At 62.6% G+C, this 19630-nt stretch carries 19 protein-coding genes; 11 read left to right on the plus strand and 8 right to left on the minus strand.

Going from position 1 to position 19630, the window contains the following annotated elements; translation table 11 throughout:
- Positions 1 to 37 precede the first annotated feature (37 nt).
- A complete protein-coding gene (locus IF103_RS17120) occupies positions 38 to 1597 on the minus strand; it encodes a sigma-54-dependent transcriptional regulator (RefSeq protein ID WP_104883411.1) in 1560 nt (519 codons plus the stop codon).
- 254 nt (positions 1598 to 1851) lie between these two features.
- Here IF103_RS17120 and phhA point away from each other — a divergent pair, with 254 nt between their 5' ends.
- The 4 genes from phhA to IF103_RS17135 all read left to right on the plus strand — a co-directional run bounded on the left by phhA (position 1852) and on the right by IF103_RS17135 (position 4727).
- A complete protein-coding gene (gene phhA / locus IF103_RS17125; RefSeq protein WP_023381604.1) occupies positions 1852 to 2640 on the plus strand; it encodes a phenylalanine 4-monooxygenase in 789 nt (262 codons plus the stop codon).
- A 39-nt stretch (positions 2641 to 2679) separates the two neighbouring features.
- Positions 2680 to 3036 (plus strand): 4a-hydroxytetrahydrobiopterin dehydratase, encoded by a 357-nt coding sequence (locus tag IF103_RS17130; RefSeq protein ID WP_003254532.1) that lies wholly within the window; start codon positions 2680 to 2682, stop codon positions 3034 to 3036.
- Positions 3037 to 3300: 264 nt separating this feature from the next.
- Positions 3301 to 3429 carry a hypothetical protein gene (locus IF103_RS25130; protein WP_023381605.1) on the plus strand — a complete coding sequence of 43 codons (129 nt, stop codon included), beginning with the start codon at positions 3301 to 3303 and terminating at the stop codon, positions 3427 to 3429.
- A gap of 98 nt (positions 3430 to 3527) precedes the next feature.
- On the plus strand, positions 3528 to 4727 hold the full coding sequence (locus tag IF103_RS17135; protein ID WP_104881388.1) for an MFS transporter: 1200 nt from the start codon (positions 3528 to 3530) through the stop codon (positions 4725 to 4727).
- A 107-nt stretch (positions 4728 to 4834) separates the two neighbouring features.
- On the opposite strand, the gene ydiJ is transcribed toward IF103_RS17135, so the two are convergent.
- On the minus strand, positions 4835 to 7855 hold the full coding sequence (gene ydiJ / locus IF103_RS17140) for a D-2-hydroxyglutarate dehydrogenase YdiJ (RefSeq protein ID WP_202675505.1): 3021 nt from the start codon (positions 7853 to 7855) through the stop codon (positions 4835 to 4837).
- Positions 7856 to 8007: 152 nt separating this feature from the next.
- On the opposite strand from ydiJ, the gene IF103_RS17145 reads away from it, so the two are divergent.
- Entirely contained in the window at positions 8008 to 8892 is an 885-nt protein-coding gene (locus IF103_RS17145; RefSeq protein ID WP_202675506.1) for a LysR substrate-binding domain-containing protein, read from the plus strand.
- A gap of 121 nt (positions 8893 to 9013) precedes the next feature.
- Here the strand turns inward: IF103_RS17145 and IF103_RS17150 are convergent, their stop codons facing one another.
- The 6 genes from IF103_RS17150 to IF103_RS17175 all read right to left on the minus strand — a co-directional run bounded on the left by IF103_RS17150 (position 9014) and on the right by IF103_RS17175 (position 15433).
- Positions 9014 to 10432 (minus strand): amino acid permease, encoded by a 1419-nt coding sequence (locus IF103_RS17150; protein WP_162144470.1) that lies wholly within the window; start codon positions 10430 to 10432, stop codon positions 9014 to 9016.
- Positions 10433 to 11070: 638 nt separating this feature from the next.
- Entirely contained in the window at positions 11071 to 12135 is a 1065-nt protein-coding gene (gene rluB / locus IF103_RS17155) for a 23S rRNA pseudouridine(2605) synthase RluB (protein WP_023381611.1), read from the minus strand.
- A gap of 213 nt (positions 12136 to 12348) precedes the next feature.
- Positions 12349 to 13092 (minus strand): SMC-Scp complex subunit ScpB, encoded by a 744-nt coding sequence (gene scpB, locus IF103_RS17160; RefSeq protein WP_023381612.1) that lies wholly within the window; start codon positions 13090 to 13092, stop codon positions 12349 to 12351.
- Positions 13079 to 13933, minus strand: coding sequence for a segregation and condensation protein A (locus IF103_RS17165; RefSeq protein WP_023381613.1), 855 nt, complete (start codon positions 13931 to 13933; stop codon positions 13079 to 13081). The genes scpB and IF103_RS17165 overlap by 14 nt, the downstream gene beginning before the upstream one ends.
- Positions 13930 to 14559, minus strand: a complete 630-nt coding sequence (locus tag IF103_RS17170) for an L-threonylcarbamoyladenylate synthase (RefSeq protein ID WP_023381614.1) — start codon at positions 14557 to 14559, stop codon at positions 13930 to 13932. The genes IF103_RS17165 and IF103_RS17170 overlap by 4 nt, the downstream gene beginning before the upstream one ends.
- 13 nt (positions 14560 to 14572) lie before the next feature.
- The gene (locus IF103_RS17175; protein WP_023381615.1) at positions 14573 to 15433 is read right to left on the minus strand and encodes a PHP domain-containing protein; all 861 of its coding nucleotides are present in this window, start codon (positions 15431 to 15433) and stop codon (positions 14573 to 14575) included.
- 67 nt (positions 15434 to 15500) lie between these two features.
- On the opposite strand from IF103_RS17175, the gene IF103_RS17180 reads away from it, so the two are divergent.
- From IF103_RS17180 to IF103_RS17205, 6 genes are all read left to right on the plus strand, one after another.
- On the plus strand, positions 15501 to 16094 hold the full coding sequence (locus IF103_RS17180; RefSeq protein ID WP_023381616.1) for a septation protein A: 594 nt from the start codon (positions 15501 to 15503) through the stop codon (positions 16092 to 16094).
- Position 16095: 1 nt separating this feature from the next.
- The gene (locus IF103_RS17185; RefSeq protein WP_023381617.1) at positions 16096 to 16395 is read left to right on the plus strand and encodes a YciI family protein; all 300 of its coding nucleotides are present in this window, start codon (positions 16096 to 16098) and stop codon (positions 16393 to 16395) included.
- 176 nt (positions 16396 to 16571) lie between these two features.
- Positions 16572 to 16958 (plus strand): SH3 domain-containing protein, encoded by a 387-nt coding sequence (locus IF103_RS17190; RefSeq protein WP_023381618.1) that lies wholly within the window; start codon positions 16572 to 16574, stop codon positions 16956 to 16958.
- A gap of 7 nt (positions 16959 to 16965) precedes the next feature.
- Positions 16966 to 17643, plus strand: a complete 678-nt coding sequence (locus IF103_RS17195; protein WP_023381619.1) for a response regulator transcription factor — start codon at positions 16966 to 16968, stop codon at positions 17641 to 17643.
- A 162-nt stretch (positions 17644 to 17805) separates the two neighbouring features.
- Entirely contained in the window at positions 17806 to 18222 is a 417-nt protein-coding gene (locus IF103_RS17200; protein ID WP_023381620.1) for a Spy/CpxP family protein refolding chaperone, read from the plus strand.
- 60 nt (positions 18223 to 18282) lie between these two features.
- The gene (locus tag IF103_RS17205) at positions 18283 to 19623 is read left to right on the plus strand and encodes a sensor histidine kinase (RefSeq protein WP_027908215.1); all 1341 of its coding nucleotides are present in this window, start codon (positions 18283 to 18285) and stop codon (positions 19621 to 19623) included.
- Positions 19624 to 19630 lie beyond the last annotated feature (7 nt).

Genomic DNA, 19630 nt, shown 5'->3' on the forward strand with positions numbered 1-19630 from the left:
GGAATGGGGCCCCACTGGGGCCCTTTCGCGTTCTTGACTATTCACCCGACTTGTTGAGCGAATAATCACGCAACTTATTGGCAATCGTCGTGTGCGAAACCCCCAGTCGTTTTCCCAATGCCCGACTGCTTGGGTATTCGGCCATCAAACTTTCCAGTACGGCTTTTTCAAAGCGCCCGACAATCTGCGAAAGGTCCCCGTCCAGGGAAAACTCACCCAACGGTTGGCGCACGCCATAGTCCGGCAAACGAATATGTTCGCTTTTCACCACCCCGCCCTCGCACAACGATACGGCCTGGAACAGCACGTTCTCCAATTGCCGCACGTTGCCTGGCCAATGGTACTGGCCGAGCTTGTCCATCGCCGCTGGCGCCAGACGCGGCATCGCACAGCCAATCTGCCGGCTGGCCTGGTCGAGAAAATGCTGCACCAAGCCCTCCAGCCCGTCCATGCACTCACGCAGCGGCGGAATATGCAACGACAGCACGTTGAGGCGGTGGTAGAGGTCCTGGCGGAACTCGCCGCGCGCGCACAATTCAGACAAATCCACCTGGGTTGCACAGATGACCCGGACATCCAGGTACACCTCTTCATCGCTGCCAACACGACGGAAACACCCGTCCTGCAGAAAACGCAGCAGTTTCACTTGAAGACGCGGGCTCATTTCCCCTACCCCGTCGAGGAACAGCGTGCCGCCCGCCGTCAGCTCCAGCAGCCCAAGCTTGCCCTCGGCCCGCGCGCCCTCGAAAGCGCCGGGCCCGTAGCCGAACAATTCGGTCTCCGCCATGGACTCCGGCAAGCCGGCACAATTGAGTGCCATCAACGGCGCTTGGCCACGCGGGCTGGCCAGATGGCAGGCACGGGCCAGCAACTCCTTGCCGGTTCCGGTCTCTCCCTCGATCAACAGGGGCGCATCGAGCGGCGCCATGCGCCGCGCCTCACGCACCACCGCAGCCATCAAGCGTGAACTCTGGAAGATGCTGTCGAAGCCACGCAACTCCTGCTTGCGCACGTTGTAGATGCGCTCGCCGATACGGTCGGCGCGATGCAGGGTCAGCACCGCACCGGCAAGCGCCTCGCTGTCATCGTGCTCGGACTGCAAGGGCGCGATGTCAGCCAGGAATACATCACCCTTGACCTTGACGCGCATGCCGTTGATACGCGATTTGTTGGCTCGCACCAGCTCCGGCAGGTCGAAATCCTCGACGTAGCGTGCCAATGGCATGCCAGGCACCTCATCGACCCGCACCCCCAGCAGCTGTGCAGCGGTGCGGTTCGCGGCGACGATGCTGCCACCCATGTCGATCGACAGCACCGGAAAATCCAATGCGCCGAGCAACGCGTTGAGCTCCATGTGCCGGCGCTCGCTGGGCATCAGCCCCACGCGCTTGACCCCGAACACCCCGGCGATGGACTCGAACTTTGGCCTCAGCGCCTGGAACTGCAGGTTGATCAGGTTGGGACAGTGCAGGTAAATGGCGTTGCCATGGTCACCCCCCACCTCCCCGCGCAGCACGTTGATGCCGTATTCCACCAGCAGGTTGAGAATGTCCCGAAGGATGCCGATGCGGTTTTGGCAATGGACTTTGATACGCATGAAAGCTCTCGAAGCGCCGAAGTTTTTCACCTGCGCGCGGAAAAGTCGTAAAGATAAGCTGACAAATTCATCGAATTCTCCAGCCTGACGCTGCGGATTTTCAGGCAAAGCGCTGATTTTGTAAAATTATCGTTACAACAACGAGACGAAAAGCGCTAGTCGCAGCCAGGACACACCGTGCAATCGAGCGGATGAAGGGATATTCCTAGGGTATGTCGTGGACATAACAAGAAAAGCCCTACTAGGAGAGCCACATGAAACAGACGCAGTACGTGGCACGCGAGCCCGATGCGCACGGTTTTATCGACTACCCGCAGCAAGAGCATGCGGTGTGGAACACACTGATCACTCGCCAGATGAAGGTCATCGAGGGCCGTGCGTGCCAGGAATACCTGGACGGCATCGATCAGTTGCAATTGCCGCATGACCGCATTCCACAACTGGGCGAGATCAACAAAGTGCTGGGAGCCACCACCGGCTGGCAAGTCGCCCGCGTGCCCGCACTGATCCCCTTCCAGACCTTCTTCGAACTGCTCGCCAGCAAGCGCTTCCCGGTAGCGACGTTCATCCGCACCCCGGAAGAGCTCGACTACCTGCAGGAACCGGACATCTTCCACGAAATCTTCGGCCACTGCCCACTGCTGACCAACCCCTGGTTCGCCGAATTCACCCATACCTATGGCAAGCTCGGCCTGGCCGCGACCAAGGAACAGCGCGTCTACCTGGCCCGTCTGTACTGGATGACCATCGAGTTCGGCCTCATGGAAACCCCGCAAGGTCGCAAGATCTATGGTGGCGGCATCCTCTCCTCGCCGAAAGAAACCGTCTACAGTCTCTCGGACGAGCCAGAACACCAGGCCTTCGACCCGATCGAAGCGATGCGCACCCCTTATCGTATCGACATTCTGCAACCGATCTACTTCGTGCTGCCCAACCTCAAGCGCCTGTTCGACCTGGCCCATGAAGACATCATGGGCATGGTTCACCAGGCCATGCAGCTGGGCCTGCATGCGCCGAAGTTTCCACCCAAGGTCGCTGCCTGAGCGACCTTGCCGATAACAACTCAAACCGGAAAACAACCCATGAATGCCTTGAACCAAGCCCATTGCGAAGCCTGCCGAGCCGACGCGCCGAAAGTGACCGACGAAGAACTGGCGGAGCTGATTCGCGAGATCCCGGACTGGAACATCGAAGTGCGTGACGGCCACATGGAGCTGGAGCGTGTGTTCCTGTTCAAGAACTTCAAGCACGCGCTGGCCTTCACCAACGCTGTCGGCGAAATCGCCGAAGCCGAAGGCCACCACCCAGGCCTGCTGACCGAGTGGGGCAAAGTCACCGTGACCTGGTGGAGCCACTCGATCAAAGGCCTGCATCGCAACGACTTCATCATGTGCGCACGCACCGACAAAGTTGCCGAGACGGCTGAAGGCCGCAAGTAACCGCACGCCGTCCAAAAGCGGGGGGCGCTTGCCCCCTTCCGCGACGCAAGGCCACACCCACGCAGTGCACGCCCACCCTGTCGGCGGGGCGCAGCGCCTCTGCCTGCGCCCTGGATTCAACGCCCGATATCCGCCCGCAAAACCGACAGTTGACCGGCAAAAAGTTCAAACTGTCATCCCGAGTGCTGTATCCTGCCCCAGCTTTTCGAAGCCACTCACGCGCCTGGCGCAGTCTTTTCACTCACTCTTGCGAGGAACGACGAGATGCATGAAATCCCGAATCTTCCCTTCCCAAGCCTGAACCCCGAAGAGCAATCCGTTGCCGCCCACACCGAACCGACGCCTGGCGTCGAGCAGGATGGCGACGATAAATCCAGCGCCGACCAGGAATAACCGCGCACGCCCTCCGACAGTGTGAAAACGGCTGACCCGCGGTCTACCCTTGTCATCGCGTTTTCACACCGTCCAGAACCTCTGCCACGAAGGCCCCCATGCCAGATTCACCGCGACCTCTTGCGGTCACCCAGCAAGTCGTCTCCATCGTTCTCTTCACTTTCATCGGCTACCTGAACATCGGCATCCCCCTGGCCGTGCTGCCCGGCTATGTGCATAACGACCTGGGCTTCAGCGCCGTGGTCGCCGGCCTGGTGATCAGCGTCCAGTACCTGGCCACCCTGCTCAGCCGCCCCACTGCCGGGCGCATCATCGATAACCTCGGCAGCAAGAAGGCCGTCATGTACGGCCTGTTCGGCTGCGGCCTGAGCGGCGTGTTCATGCTGGCTTGCGCCTTCCTCAATGACCTGCCGTGGCTGAGCCTTGCCTGCCTGTTCGTCGGCCGCCTGGTACTAGGCAGCGCTGAGAGCCTGGTGGGCTCCGGCTCCATCGGCTGGGGCATTGGCCGGGTCGGCGCCGAACATACCGCCAAGGTCATCTCCTGGAATGGCATCGCCAGCTATGGTGCACTGGCCGTCGGCGCACCGCTGGGCGTGCTGATGGTCAAGAGCCTGGGCCTGTGGAGCATGGGAGCGAGCATCCTATTGCTGGGCATCATCGGCTTGCTGCTGGCCTGGCCGAAGCGCGCCGCACCTGTCGTCAGTGGCGTTCGCCTGCCGTTCATGCGGGTATTGGGCAAGGTCTTCCCCCATGGTTCCGGACTGGCGCTGGGCTCGATCGGCTTCGGCACCATCGCCACCTTCATTACCCTGTACTACGCCAGCCGCCAATGGCCCAACGCAGCACTGACCCTGAGCCTGTTCGGCGCGAGCTTCATCTGCGCACGGCTATTGTTCGGCAACATGATCAACCGGCTTGGTGGTTTTCGGGTGGCCATTGCCTGTCTTTCGGTGGAGACCGTGGGCCTGCTCATGCTGTGGCTGGCGCCAAGCGCGGAAATGGCCCTGGCGGGCGCCGCCCTCAGTGGCTTCGGGTTCTCGCTGGTGTTTCCAGCGCTGGGCGTGGAAGCGGTCAATCAGGTCTCGGCGGCCAACCGTGGCGCAGCGGTGGGGGCCTACTCGCTGTTCATCGACCTGTCGCTGGGGATCACCGGACCCTTGGTCGGTGCTGTGGCGTCGGGGTTCGGATTCGCTTCGATGTTTCTGTTCGCGGCGGCGGCGTCCTGCTGCGGACTTGCGTTGAGCCTGTACCTTTACCAACAGGCGCGGCGAGCCCGCAAAATGCCGCGACCATCCTGAATCGCCAACGCCCTCTTCGCGCCAAAGCCGACCCCACAGATAAGGGCCGCATCAGCCCATGGTTGTGAGTTCATCCACGAAGAGGGCGCCCCGTCTACGCCCGCGGATCAGCGCTGCGCGTACTGCAACACCACCTCCAGCGGGTGGCGCATCTGCCGCTCGGTCATGCGCTTGACCTGGCTGCGGCACGAATAACCAGTCGCCAGCGCCTCACCTTCCTTGTCCAGCTTGGTCGCCCAGGACTGCTCGAAGATGGTCCGCGAGGTCTGCTGATTGCGCGCCTCATGCCCATAGGTGCCGGACATGCCGCAGCACCCGGTGGCCTCGGTCACCAACTTCAGGCCCAGACGGGCGAACACCTGCTCCCACTGCTTGGTGCTGGCCGGCACATTGGTCTTCTCGGTGCAGTGGGCCATCAGCCGGAAGGTGCCTGGCGCGACCACAGCCTGCTCCGGCAACACCTCCATCAACCACTCCTGGGGTAACAGCACTTTCGGGCACGCGTCCAGGCCAGGCACCTTCTGGTATTCCTGGCGGTAGACCAGGGTCATCGCCGGGTCCAAGCCCACCAGCGGCACGCCACAGTCGGCCAGCGCCTTGAGCTGGGTAGCGTTGCGGATCGCAGCCTTGGCGAAGGCGCCCAGGAAGCCTTGCACATGCAGCGGCTTGCCATTGGCACTGTAAGGCGCCAGAAATACCCGATGGCCCAGGCGGTGGGCCAGCTCGATGAACGATGCCAGCAGCGGTGTCTCGAAGTACCGGGTGAAGGCGTCCTGCACCAGCACGATGCTGCGCTCGCGTTGGGCCGGGGTGAGCTCACGCAGGGCCGGTACGCTGGCCACACCCACCCGGCAGCGAGTCAGGGTCGACTGGAAGTTGAAGCGGCTGATCAGCGGGCTGTCGACCATCCCAACCTTATCGGCCAGCAGCTTGCTGACCCATTTCGAGCCCATCACCGCGTTGTAAATCCCTGGCGCATGAGCCAGGTACGGGATGGTGAATTCCAGCGAGCCGATCAGGTAGTCACGCAGCGGACGCTGGTAGCGACCGTGGTACAGCTCAAGGAAGCGCGAGCGGAAGTCTGGAACATTGACCTTGATCGGGCACTGACCCGCGCACGACTTGCACGCCAGGCAACCGGCCATGGCGTCGTACACCTCGTGGGAAAAGTCCACCTGCCCCTGCTGACGGGCGCGATTGTTGCGCAGGCGTGCCGGCAGGCCCTTGAGCCAGGACACCTTGTTGCGCGCCACCGCCAGCACGTCGACATCGGCTTCGCCTTGCAGGCGCAGCCACTCACGCATCAGCGAGGCACGGCCCTTGGGCGAGTGCTGGCGCTCGCGGGTGGCCTTCCACGAGGGGCACATGGCGTCGTTGGGGTCGTAGTTGTAGCAGGCGCCGTTGCCGTTGCAGTGCACGGCGCTGGGGAAGTCCTGCCACACGCGCTCGCTGATGGTACGGTCGAGATCGCCGCGCAAGGTCACACCATCGACCGGTGTCAGGCCTTCGGCGCTGTCCGGCGGGGTGCAGATCTTGCCTGGGTTGAGCTGGTTATGCGGGTCGAAGGCGCCTTTGAGGCGCTGCAGCGCCGGGTAGAGTTCACCAAAGTACTCCGGCACGTATTCCGAGCGCAGGCCTTTGCCGTGTTCGCCCCACAGCAGGCCACCATAGCGTTTGGTCAGCGCCGCCACGGCGTCGGAAATCGGCTTGACCAGCGCCGCCTGGGCTGGATCTTTCATGTCCAGCGCCGGACGCACGTGCAGCACCCCGGCGTCGACATGGCCGAACATGCCGTAGGACAGGCCATAGCCATCGAGCAGGGCACGGAAGTCAGCGATGTAGTCGGCAAGCTGCTCTGGCGGTACCGCGGTGTCTTCCACGAAGGGCTGCGGGCGCACTTCGCCCTCGACGTTGCCCAGCAGGCCCACCGAGCGCTTGCGCATGGTGTAGACCCGCGTGACCGCGTCGCCCCCCTCAGCCAAGGTGTGGCCCAGGCGTTCGACGCTGGTGTCATTCTGAAGGTGCTCGATGAACGCCTGCACCCGGGCGTTGACCTCGGTTGGCTCGTCGCCGCAGAACTCCACCAGGTTGATGCCCAGGGTCGGGCGCTCGGGGTCGGCGGGGAAATATTCAGCCACGCTGTGCCAGACGATGTCTTTCATCGCCAGCATCAGCACCTTGGAATCCACCGTCTCGATCGACAATGGCTTGAGCGCCATCAGCGCATTGGCATCGCGCAGGGCATCCATGAAGCTGGTGTAGCGAACGTTCACCAGCACCGCATACTTGGGAATCGGCAACACGTTGAGCTTGGCCTCGACCACGTAGCCCAGCGAGCCTTCGGCACCGCACAGCACGCTGTTGAGGTTGAAGCGGCCCTGTTCGTCGCGAAGGTGCGCCAGGTCGTAGCCGGTCAGGCAGCGGTTGAGCTTGGGGAAGGTACTTTCGATCAGCTCGGCCTGGGTTTCCTGGATTTCGCGAGCCATGCGGTACACCTCGCCCACCCGGCCAGGTGCGGCGCAGGCTTGCTCCAGCGCCGCATCATCGATCGGCAGGCTGTGCAGGCGCTCACCGCCAAGCAGCACGCTGTGCAACTCCAGGACGTGGTCGCGGGTCTTGCCGTAGGTGCAACTGCCCTGGCCGCTGGCGTCGGTATTGATCATGCCGCCGACAGTGGCACGATTGGAGGTGGACAGTTCAGGGGCGAAGAACAGACCGTGGGGCTTGAGCGCAGCATTGAGCTGGTCCTTGACCACCCCCGCCTGAACCCGCACCCAACGCTCCTGGACGTTGATTTCCAGAATCTTGTTCATGTGACGCGACAGGTCGACGACGATGCCGTCGGTCAGCGACTGACCGTTGGTGCCGGTACCACCGCCCCGCGGGGTCAGCTTGACCTGCTGGAAGCGTGGCTCGCCCATCAGTGTAGCGACCCGCGCCACGTCGTCGGCGTCCATCGGGAACACCGCTGCCTGGGGCAGGCGCTGGTAGATCGAGTTGTCGGTGGCCAGCACGGTGCGCGTGCCGTAGTCGGCACTGATCTGGCCACGGAAGCCGCTGCTGCGCAGGGCTTCGAGAAATTCGGGGTAGTTGGCGGCCGGCGCGCGGGTGGGCAGCTGGGCGATCATCGAAGGATGGCCTCTTGATATGGGCTAATTCACGGAAATCCTGTCTTTCCGGCATGGTTCGCTGTATGCACGGATGACGAATAGGCCCATGTTCCTGTACTTTCGCCCCAGGGGCAAACGGATAATCCTGCCGCTATCGATGACTTTTATGAATGAATTACCGCCACCTGACCCCTTCGATGTCGCTACTCCTGGCCTTCGAAGCTGCCGCCCGGCATGAAAGCTACACCCGTGCCGCCGCCGAGCTGTCCCTGACGCAGAGCGCGGTCAGCCGGCAAGTGCAGGCCTTGGAGCAGCAGCTTGGCCTGACGCTGTTCCGGCGCGAGGGCAGACAGGTGCAGCTGACCGACGTTGGCCGCCTGTACCAGCGCGAACTGAGCGAGGCGTTGGGGCGCATCCGCAACGCGACCTTGCAGGCCCTGGCATACCAGTCCGGCGTCGGCACCCTGCGCCTGGCAACCCTTCCCACCTTCGGCTCGAAATGGCTGCTACCTCGCCTGCATGCGTTCTACAGCGCGCACCCAGGCATGCTGGTGCATATACATTCACGCATCGAAGCGATCAACTTCGACACCAGCGAGATCGACGCGGCCATTGGCGTGGCCAGCCACGACTTGCCGGGCCTGATCTGCCATCGCTTGCATGCCGAAGAGCTGGTGGTGATCCTGCCGTCCGAAGCCGGCAACGACGCCCAAGGCTGGGAGCCGGCGCGGATCAGTGAAGAAGTGCTGCTTAACGTGGCCAACAACCCGCACGCCTGGGGCGAATGGTTCTCGCACCATGGCCTATCCCACCGGGCCATGCGCCTGGGGCCCAGCTTCGAGCTGACCTCACACTTGATCCAAGCGGTACGGGCCGGAATCGGCATCGGCCTGGTGCCGAGAATCCTGGTGGAGGAGGAACTGGCCAAGGGTGAGCTCTTCAGCCCAGGGACCGCCTTTGCCAGTCAACGCAGCTACTACCTGATCTACCCGCCGAGAAATGAGGCGCTGCCGTCGTTGCGGGCGTTTCGCGGGTGGTTGCTGGAGCAGATCTGATGGGCGGGTTGCCTGCAGCGACCCTCAACGTCGGCAAACCGCCCTTGACAAGCAGTGACGGACAACAAAAAACCCGACACCGGTGACCGGATGTCGGGTTTTCATTCATGCCATCAGGCGGTTACTTGGTAATGGTCCCAGCCTCGCCGACGGCCTGCGCCCCACGCTTGCCCTTAGCTACGTAGAACACATACATCACCACCAGCCACACCGGAATCGCGTACACCGACACCTGGATCCCAGGAATCTGCAGCATGACGCCCAGGATCAGCACCACGAAAGCCAGGCAGATGTAGTTGCCATAGGGGTACCACAACGCCTTGAACAGCGGCCTTTGGCCAGTGCGATCCAGATGCTGGCGGAACTTCAAGTGCGAGTAGCTGATCATCGCCCAGTTGATCACCAGGGTCGCGACCACCAGCGACATCAAGAGCTCCAGCGCATTCTGCGGAATGAGGTAGTTCAGCAGCACGGCGATCAAGGTCACCGCCGCCGAAACCAGAATCGAACGAACCGGCACACCGCGCTTGTCGACCTTTGCCAGCGCCGCAGGTGCATCGCCCTGCTCAGCCATACCCAGCAGCATGCGGGCGTTGCAGTAGGTACCGCTGTTGTAGACCGACAGCGCTGCAGTCAGTACCACGAAGTTCAGCAGGTGCGCAGCCACATCGCTGCCCAGCAACGAGAACACCTGGACGAACGGGCTGCTGCCGTAGCTGCCGCCAGAGGCGTCGATGCTGGCGACCAGATTGTCCCAAGGGGTCAGCGACAGCAGGACCACCAGCGCACCGATGTAGAAGATCAGGATGCGGTAGATGACCTGGTTGATCGCCTTGGGGATGACGGTTTTCGGCTTGTCGGCCTCGGCCGCGGTGAAACCGAGCATTTCCAGGCCACCGAAGGAGAACATGATGAATGCCAAGGCCATCACCAGGCCGCTGACGCCATGCGGGAAGAAGCCGCCATGCGCCCACAGGTTGGTCACCGAGGCCTCGGGGCCGCCGCTGCCGCTGGTCAACAGATAGGCACCCAGGCCGATCATGCCGACGATCGCCGCGACCTTGATGATTGCGAACCAGAACTCGGCCTCACCGAATACCTTGACGTTCATCAGGTTGATGAAGTTGATCAGCAGGAAGAAGCCCGCTGCCGTGACCCAAGTCGGGATCTCCGGCCACCAGTAGTGAATGTACTTGCCAACCGCGGTGAGCTCCGACATGCCGACCAGGATGTACAGCACCCAGCAGTTCCATCCCGACAGAAAACCGGCGAAGCCCCCCCAATATTTATGGGCAAAGTGGCTGAACGAACCGGCCACCGGCTCTTCGACGATCATTTCGCCGAGCTGGCGCATGATCATGAAGGCGATGAAGCCGCAGATGGCGTAGCCAAGGATCATCGACGGGCCGGCGGATTTCATCACGCCTGCCGAGCCGAGGAACAGACCGGTACCAATCGCGCCGCCGAGGGCGATCAATTGGATATGGCGGTTCTTCAGGCCCCGCTTGAGCTCGCCTGAATGCATGTTTTGTCCACTCATGAACGAAGTCACCTGCATTGTTTTTATCTGTGACGGAATCGGACCCACCGCGCTCGTGGCGCAGCGGAATGGGGCAAGGTGGTTACCTTGGGTTTCTTGGACACAGGCTCCGCCGGGGCGGATCAGCCGGGCGTGGCCAAGAGTGCGCGGTACGCATAAGGGTCACAGGTAAAACGCGGCGCACTGTATACCCCCGCGAACGCGCAGGCGTCAACGCGTTGCGTCGTTTCCTGGGAAAAAAACGCACCGGTCCTGTGGTGTAGGCCTTCAAAGGCGAGGTGATCGGCGTACATGGCGCCTCCATTTGTTGTTCTGTATGCCCAGCTCTGCGGAGGGGCTTCTTGCACGCGGCAATGCTCGCTATATCAGCGTGGGGCGGGGGTTTGGGCAATAGGCCGGCGGGGACAGGGCAGGTTCGAGGAGGTGCTTGTCGGCAAGTTCTGTTTACAGAAAAAGGTGACGGTCAGGGAAATCGGATGATTTCGTACAATTTTCTTTACAAGGCGGTTTGAAAACTTGCCAGTCGTCGGAAAATTTCTTTTCGTTCAAGATCTTGGCTGAGCGTTGCATGGCGCGGCCGCATCGTGCAGACATGAAAAAGCCAGCCCGAAGGCTGGCTCTTTGATCAGCAGTGCAGATCAACCACGCGGCTTGCCACGACCGCGCCCGGTTGGCTTGTCGCCTTCCGGCCTTGCAGGACGCTTGCGCATCTCGCTCGGGCGCTCGGCGACAGTGCTGCCGCGGCTGCCTTTGCGCGGGGCTTCTTCACGTGGCTGACGCGCAGGACGCTCGGCAGCGCTGCCCTCGTGCGCCGGGCGAAGGTTGCGTACGCGCTCGTTGCGGCCCAGTGGACGGGTCGACTTGCGCTGCATGCGCTCCATCTTGTCCTTGGCCTTGAGGTTCATGGCTGGCAGCGCTACCGGCTGCAGGCCCACTTCAGCGGCCAGGATGTCGATTTCGCCCTGGGTCATTTCGCGCCAGCGGCCCATCGGCAGGTCGGAATTGAGGAACACCGGGCCGAAACGTACGCGCTTCAGTCGGCTGACCACCATGCCCTGGGATTCCCACAGGCGACGTACCTCACGGTTACGCCCTTCCATTACCACGCAGTGATACCAGTGGTTGAAGCCTTCACCACCGGGGGCTTTCTGGATGTCGGTGAACTTGGCCGGGCCATCCTCGAGCATCACGCCGGCCTTGAGGCGTTCGATCATCTCGTCGTCCACCTCGCCACGCACACGCACTGCGTACTCGCGGTCCATCTCGTAGGAGGGGTGCATCAGGCGATTGGCCAGCTCACCGTCGGTGGTGAACAGCAACAGGCCAGTGGTGTTGATGTCCAGACGGCCGATGTTGATCCAGCGGCCTTCTTTCGGGCGCGGGAGGCGATCGAACACGGTCGGACGACCTTCGGGGTCGTCACGGGTGCAGATCTCGCCATCGGGCTTGTTGTACATGATCACCCGGCGAGTGGCCTCGGCGGCCTCTTCGCGCTTGATCAGCTTGCCATCGACCGTGATCGCATCGTGCAGGTCGACGCGCAGGCCGAGGGTGGCTTCGACGCCGTTGACTTTGATACGGCCCTGGCTGATCCAGGCCTCGACGTCACGGCGCGAGCCGACGCCAATGCGCGCCAGCACTTTCTGCAGCTTTTCGCCGGATGGAGGGGTGGGTTGGCTGTCTTGCAGGTCTTGCTCACTCATCTGGGCACCTCCCGGTGTAGGAATGAATCAGGGTTTGGCGACGAACGTGCCAAAAGGGCGCGTATCATACGCGGTTCCGGACGCGAGCGCACTGTAGCGCAGTGGGTTTTCTGCCCAATGGCTTATGCGCTGACCGAAGCTGCCTGATTGCCGGCAAGTCGGCAACGACACGGGACCCGAAGCTTGCCAGCGGTGGCGTCAGCGCAGACGACTTCAGGGTTCGAGCTTGCCCTCTTCCTCACGCAAATCCTCGAAGTCAGTCTTCAACCCCTCCTCCATGGCATCGAGTTCCACCAACAAGCTGCGGAAACTGGTCTCTTCCTTCGGCTCGACAACCGCTTCCTCACCCAGGCTGGCATCGGCCAACGCCTGCAAATGCGCTGGCACTGGCGCATCGTCGGGGTCCAGAAAGGGTGCAGGCTCCATCTCGCGCAACTCCGCCAACGCCGGCAGCTCTTCGAGGCTCTTGAGATTGAAGTGATCGAGAAATCCCTTGGTGGTGGCGAACATCGCTGGTCGACCGGGCACCTCACGGTAGCCGACCACGCGTATCCACTCCCGCTCCATCAAGGTCTTGATGATATTGCTGTTCACCGCCACACCCCGCACATCCTCGATCTCGCCACGGGTGATGGGCTGGCGGTAAGCGATCAATGCCAAGGTTTCCAGCAACGCACGGGAATAACGTTGCGGGCGCTCTTCCCACAGCCGCCCTACCCAGGGCGCGAAGTCCTCGCGAATCTGCAGGCGGTAGCCGCTGGCCACCTCCATGAGTTCGAATGCACGGCCAGCGCAGGACTTGCCCAGCACCTCCAGGGCCTTCTTGAACACCTTGGGTTCGGGGCGCTCGGCCTCTTCGAACAGTTCATACAAGCGTTCCAGGGATTGTGGCTTGCCCGAGGCCAGCAAAAACGCCTCGATCAGCGACGCCAAGTCGCGTGGGTCATTCAGATTCATCGGATTCTTCGACAGTTTCGGCCCGCATTCGGACATGGATCGGGGCGAAAGGCTCATTCTGCACCAGTTCGATCAGCGATTCCTTGACCAGCTCCAGAATCGCCATGAACGTCACCACCACACCCAGCTTGCCCTCCTCGGCGCCGAACAATTCGACAAATGGCACGAAGCCACCGTCCTTGAGGCGCTCCAGCACCTCGCTCATGCGTTCGCGGGTAGACAGGGCCTCGCGGGTGATCTGGTGACTTTCGAACAGGTCGTTGCGGCGCATGACCTCGGCCATGGACACCAGAAGCTCCTCCAGGCTGACCTGGGGCAACAGCTTGCGCACCTTGGCCTGGGGGGCGTCCAGGCGCGGCACGACGATATCGCGGCCAACCCGCGGCAGCTCGTCGATGCCTTCGGCAGCGGCCTTGAAGCGCTCGTACTCCTGAAGACGGCGAATCAGTTCGGCGCGCGGGTCGCCCTCTTCTTCCTCGACCTCCGACGAGCGCGGCAACAGCATGCGCGACTTGATCTCGGCCAGCACTGCGGCCATCACCAGGTACTCGGCGGCCAGCTCGAGGCGCACGCTCTTCATCAGTTCGACATAACCCATGTACTGACGGGTGATCTCGGCTACCGGGATGTCGAGGATGTCGATGTTCTGCTTGCGGATCAGGTACAGGAGCAAGTCCAGCGGGCCTTCAAAGGCTTCGAGGATGACTTCCAGCGCATCCGGCGGGATATAGAGGTCCACCGGCATCTCTGTAAGTGCTTCACCATAGACCAGCGCCAGCTGCAATTGCTGGGGCAACGCGACTTCGCTGACCTGTGCCTGCGGTGCGTCTACTTGGCTCACGCGTGGACCATGAACGGCGCTGGGTCGCCACAGCCTTCGCGAATCAGCTCAGGCGACTCGCCGGACAGATCGATGATGGTGGAAGCCTTGAGGTCGCCAAAACCGCCATCGATGACTAGGTCGACATGGTGCTCCAGTCGCTGGCGAATCTCGTACGGGTCGGTCATCGGCTCGGTGTCACCTGGCAGGATCAGGCTCACGCTCATCAGTGGCTCGCCCAGCTCGGCAAGCAGGGCCAGGGTGATCGCGTGATCCGGTACCCGCAGGCCGATGGTGCGACGCTTTTCGTGCAGCAGCAGACGTGGCACCTCGCGGGTGCCATTGAGTATGAACGTGTAGGGGCCGGGCACATGGGCCTTGAGCAGGCGGAAAGTACCGGTGTCGACCTTGGCGTAAAGACCGAGCTGGGACATATCGCAGCACATCAGGGTGAAGTTATGGCTCTTGTCCAGGCCACGCAGGCGTCGCACCCGCTCCACCGCGCTCTTGTCGCCAATCTGGCAACCCAGGGCATAGGCCGAGTCGGTCGGATAGACCACCACGCCACCCTTGCGGATGATCTCAACCGCCTGGCGGATCAGCCGCGGCTGCGGATTCTCCGGATGAATCTGGAAAAATTGGCTCACGTAGTCGTCCTGTTCATACCGCCAAAGGCTGTTCATGGCTGAATCGGCGCCACAGAGGTGGCAGGTCCTCGGGCAATGGCCGGTAGGCACCGATCTCGCCCCAGGTGCCAGGGCCGTGGAAATCACTGCCGGCGCTCGCCAGCAAGCCGAACTCTCGGGTAAGGATGGACATCGTGCCCACTTGCTCGGCCGGCATCATCCCATTGACCACCTCAAGTGCCTGCCCGCCTGCCTGAATATAGTCTGCTATCAGCCTTCTGCGCTTGCTGCGGGTCAGATCGTAATGCATGGGATGAGCCAGGCTCACCCAGGCATTGGACTGGCGCAGGGTCGCGACGGTTTCCTCAAGCGTCGGCCAATGCAGCTTGACGTCGCCCAGCTTGCCGGCGCCAAGCCACTTGCGAAACGCTTCGCCGCGGTCCTTGACGTGGCCCGCACGCACCAGGAACTCGGCAAAGTGCGGACGCGCGGGAGCGTTGCCGCTGTCACCCAGTTCTTGCTGCACCGCCCGCGCACCGTCGAGTGCGCCGGGCATGCCCTTGGCCGCCAACCGCTTGTCGATTTCCTCGGCGCGCAGCCAGCGCCCCCGGTGCAAAGCTTCGATGGCCGCCAGCAGCGGCGGCGCATCGAGCGGGAAGTCATAGCCCAGTACATGGATGGTCGCACCACCCCAGGTGCAGGAAAGCTCCACCCCGCTGATCCAGCGCATCCCTCGTGCATGGCAGGCCTGCCGGGCCTCTGGCAGGCCTTCGATGGTGTCGTGGTCGGTCAGCGCCAGTGCTTGCACCCCGTGATCGAAGGCCCGGGCGACCAGGGTCGACGGCGACAGGGCGCCATCGGAGGCCGTGCTGTGACAGTGCAGATCAACATTCATGGAGGAGCGCTTTCGCTGGAATCGATGTTTGTTATTATGCCGTCACATCCCGATTCTGGCTGCCATTGTGAAACAATTCATCGATTTCATCCCGCTGCTGCTGTTCTTCATCGTCTACAAGCTCGACCCGCGCCCCATGGAAGTGGCCGGTCACAACTTCGAATTCGGCGGTATCTACAGCGCCACGGCGATGCTGATCCTCAGTTCGCTGGTGGTGTACGGCGCCCTGTTCCTGCGCCAGCGCAAGCTCGAAAAAGGTCAGTGGCTGACCTTGATCGCCTGCCTGGTGTTCGGCGGCCTGACCCTCACCTTCCACAGCGAGACATTCCTCAAGTGGAAGGCACCCGTGGTCAACTGGCTGTTCGCCCTGGGCTTCGCCGGCAGCCATTTCATCGGTGACCGGGTTCTGATCAAGCGCATCATGGGCCATGCCCTGAGCCTGCCCGATGCCATCTGGAACCGCCTGAACATCGCTTGGATCGGTTTTTTCCTGTTCTGTGGTGCCGCCAACCTGTTCGTCGCCTTCACCTTCCAGGACTTCTGGGTCGACTTCAAGGTGTTCGGCAGCCTCGGCATGACCGTGATTTTCCTGGTGGCACAGGGTGTCTACCTGTCCCGCCACCTGCACGACGAACCTTCCACCTCCAAGACCAAGGAATGACATGCTCTACGCCATCATCGCCAGCGACGTCGCGAACTCCCTGGAAAAACGCCTGGCCGCACGCCCGGCACACATCGAGCGCCTGCAGCAACTGAAGGCCGAAGGCCGCGTGGTACTGGCCGGCCCGCACCCGGCCATCGACAGCAATGATCCAGGTGAGGCTGGCTTCAGCGGCAGCCTGATCGTCGCCGAGTTCAACTCCCTGGCCGATGCCCAGGCCTGGGCCGACGCTGACCCGTACATCGCCGCCGGCGTGTACGAAAAGGTCATCGTCAAGCCGTTCAAGCAAGTGTTGCCCTGATCTAAACAGCGTCGCCTTTTTCGCAGGTGAACCCGCTCCTACAGGCACTGCACAGGCCCTGAAGCGTGCAAGTGGCCCATGAGAGCGAGTTCACCCGCGAACGGGCTGGCGCGAACGCTAAGCAATTCCGACCAACGGCCGACAACCTCCAGAATCGATAGGAATCAGGAGTTCCCATGCGCCAAGGTCAGATCGCCCTGCTGTTTTGCCTGTTGTTAGTCCCCTGCTTCGCCTACGCCGAGCAACCGTTGTCACTGGAGGCCGGTGCGCGCATTACCGAGCTTCAGCAGCGCCTGGACGACAGCGAAAAGCAACGTGCCATCCTTGCCCAGCAACTGCAGGACGCCGACAGCGAACGGGAAAGCGCCCAGCTGGCGCGCCTGCGCCAGGACAACCAGCGGCTGAAGATGGCGATCCGGGAATTGCAGGCCAGTCCCCAGCCCCGCCTGCTTACCGACCAGCAACAATGGTTTCTGATTGGTTCAGCCGTTGCACTCTTGTCGGCAGTCTGCGGTATCTTTGCCAGTGGCGGACATAGAAGACGCCGTCAATGGTTGAATTGAGTGAGTCATGAGCGAGCTGTTACTGATTGATGATGACCAGGAACTCTGCGAGCTGCTCGGCAGCTGGCTGACCCAGGAAGGGTTCTCTGTCCGCGCCTGCCACGATGGCCAGAGCGCGCGTCAGGCGCTGGCAGAGCATTCGCCGGCAGCGGTGGTGCTCGACGTGATGCTGCCCGATGGCAGTGGCCTGGAACTGCTCAAGCAATTGCGCAGCGACCACGCTGAACTGCCGGTGTTGATGCTTTCGGCCCGTGGCGAGCCGCTGGACCGCATCCTCGGCCTCGAACTGGGTGCCGACGACTACCTGGCCAAACCCTGCGACCCGCGTGAACTCACGGCGCGCCTGCGGGCAGTGCTGCGCCGCAGCCACCCGACGGCCACCACCACCCAGGTGGAAATTGGCGACCTGACCTTCAGCCCGGCGCGTGGCGTGGTCAGCATCGACGAACGCGAAATGACCCTGACCCTCTCCGAAAGCCGCATCCTCGAAGCACTGCTGCGCCAACCCGGCGAACCGCTGGACAAGCAGGACCTCGCGCAGATCGGTTTGGGTCGCAAGCTGACCCTGTATGACCGCAGCCTGGACATGCATGTCAGCAACCTACGCAAGAAGATCGGCCCGCACCCCGACGGCCGTCCGCGGATCGTGGCGCTGCGCAGCCGGGGCTACTACTACAGTCTGTAAGCACGCCGGGGCCGCTTTGCGGCCCCAATTGCAACGCCCCGCTCGCGCAAAGCACGGCCGCCCCTCTTTACCGAGTCTTTACCCTCCACTGACTGCGCTTGACCTTGATCTCCCTAGACTGAGCTCATCCGGTAACCACCGGCCCCTGAAAGGAGAAACACCATGCGCAAGACCCTTATCGCCCTGATGTTCGCCGCCGCCCTGCCGACCGTAGCCATGGCCATGCCTGAAGGCGGCCCGCGCCACGACGGCCCGCATCATCGCGGTGACGCGCCTTTCGCCCAACTGGACCTGAGCCGCGACCAACGCCAGCAGATCGGCAAGCTGATGGGCGAGCAGATGAAGCAACGTCGCGACATCACCGAGCGCTACCTGAACAAGCTGCCAGCCGCCGATCAAAAAGCCATGAAGGATGAAATCAAGGCCAGCCACGACAAGACTGATAGCCAGATCCGCGCCCTGCTCAAGCCAGAACAGCAGAAGCAGTTCGACGAGTTGAAGAAAGAGCGCGCCGCGAAGCAGGCTGAGTGGCAGGAGTTCCAGGCCTGGAAAGCTGAAAAAGACGCCAAGGCCCAGTAAGCTGTCCCACCGATGCCCGGCCCGCTCTCATGCGGGCCGGGCTTTTCCCGCTTGTAGGAGGTGCACTTGCGTTCACTGTTCTGGCGCATCCTGGCCAGTTTCTGGCTGGCCATCACACTGGTCGCCGGGCTGTCGATCCTGCTGGGCCATATGCTCAACCAAGACGCCTGGATTCTCAGCCGCCACCCAGGCCTGAACACCTTGGCCAGCCACTGGGCCCAGCACTACGAGCAAGAAGGCATGGAATCGGCGCAGCGCTTTCTGGAGCGGCGCAAGCAGCGCTTCAAAATCGACGTACAAGTGCTCAATGACAGCGGCGAGGCGGTAGTGCCCGGCACTTTCCCCCGCCGTGCGGCGGCCTTCGAGGCTCGCCAGCACAACGACGACCGCCGCCTGCCCTGGCGACGGCTCACCGAGGAGTACACCAGCCCCCAGAGCGGCGAAACCTATCTGCTGATCTACCGGATTCCACACCCGGAGCTGGACGCTTGGCACCGCGAGAGCCTGCTCTGGCCGCTCAGCGCACTGGGCATCGCCCTCGTGGTCCTGACCTTGTTCAGCCTGCTGGTGACCCTGTCCATCACCCGCCCATTGAGCCGATTGCGCGGTGCGGTGCATGACCTGGGGCAGACCAGCTATCAGCAGAACAGCCTGGCGCGGCTGGCGGCCCGCCGCGACGAATTCGGTGTGCTGGCCAACGACTTCAACAAGATGGGCGCCCGCCTGCAAAGCCTGATCGGCAGCCAGCGCCAGTTGCTGCGCGATGTGTCCCACGAACTGCGCTCGCCTCTGGCACGCCTGCGCATTGCCCTGGCCCTGGCCGAACGTGCCGAACCCGAGCAACGCGAAACCTTGTGGCCACGTCTGACCCGCGAATGCGACCGTCTGGAAGACCTGATCAGCGAGATCCTTGCCCTGGCCCGCGTCGATGCCGAGCAGGCGCATGCCGAGCCGGTCGACCTGAATGCATTGCTTGGCAGCGTGCGCAAGGATGCCCAGCTCAGCGCACCGGAGCAGGAGGTCAAGCTCGAAGCCCAGCCAGGCCTGACACTGCAAGGCTGGCCGACGCTGATCGAACGAGCGCTGGACAACCTGCTGCGCAATGCCTTGCGTTTCAATCCAGTGGGGCAACCGATCGAGATTCATGCCGAGCGTGAGCAGGACCGTATCGTGCTGACTGTGCGCGACCACGGGCCTGGGGTGGCACAGGAGCATCTGGCACAGCTGGGTGAGCCATTCTTCAGGGCGCCAGGACAGAGCGCAGCGGGGCATGGCCTGGGGCTGGCCATTGCGCGCAAGGCAGCGGAGCGCCACGGGGGGACGCTGGTGTTGGCCAATCATCCACTGGGGGGCTTCGTGGCCCGGTTGGAGCTGCCGGTGGCCGAGGTGAACGGCAACTGAGTCGGGG

This window comes from Pseudomonas sp. SK2, assembly GCF_016772395.1.
GTDB lineage: Bacteria > Pseudomonadota > Gammaproteobacteria > Pseudomonadales > Pseudomonadaceae > Aquipseudomonas > Aquipseudomonas taiwanensis.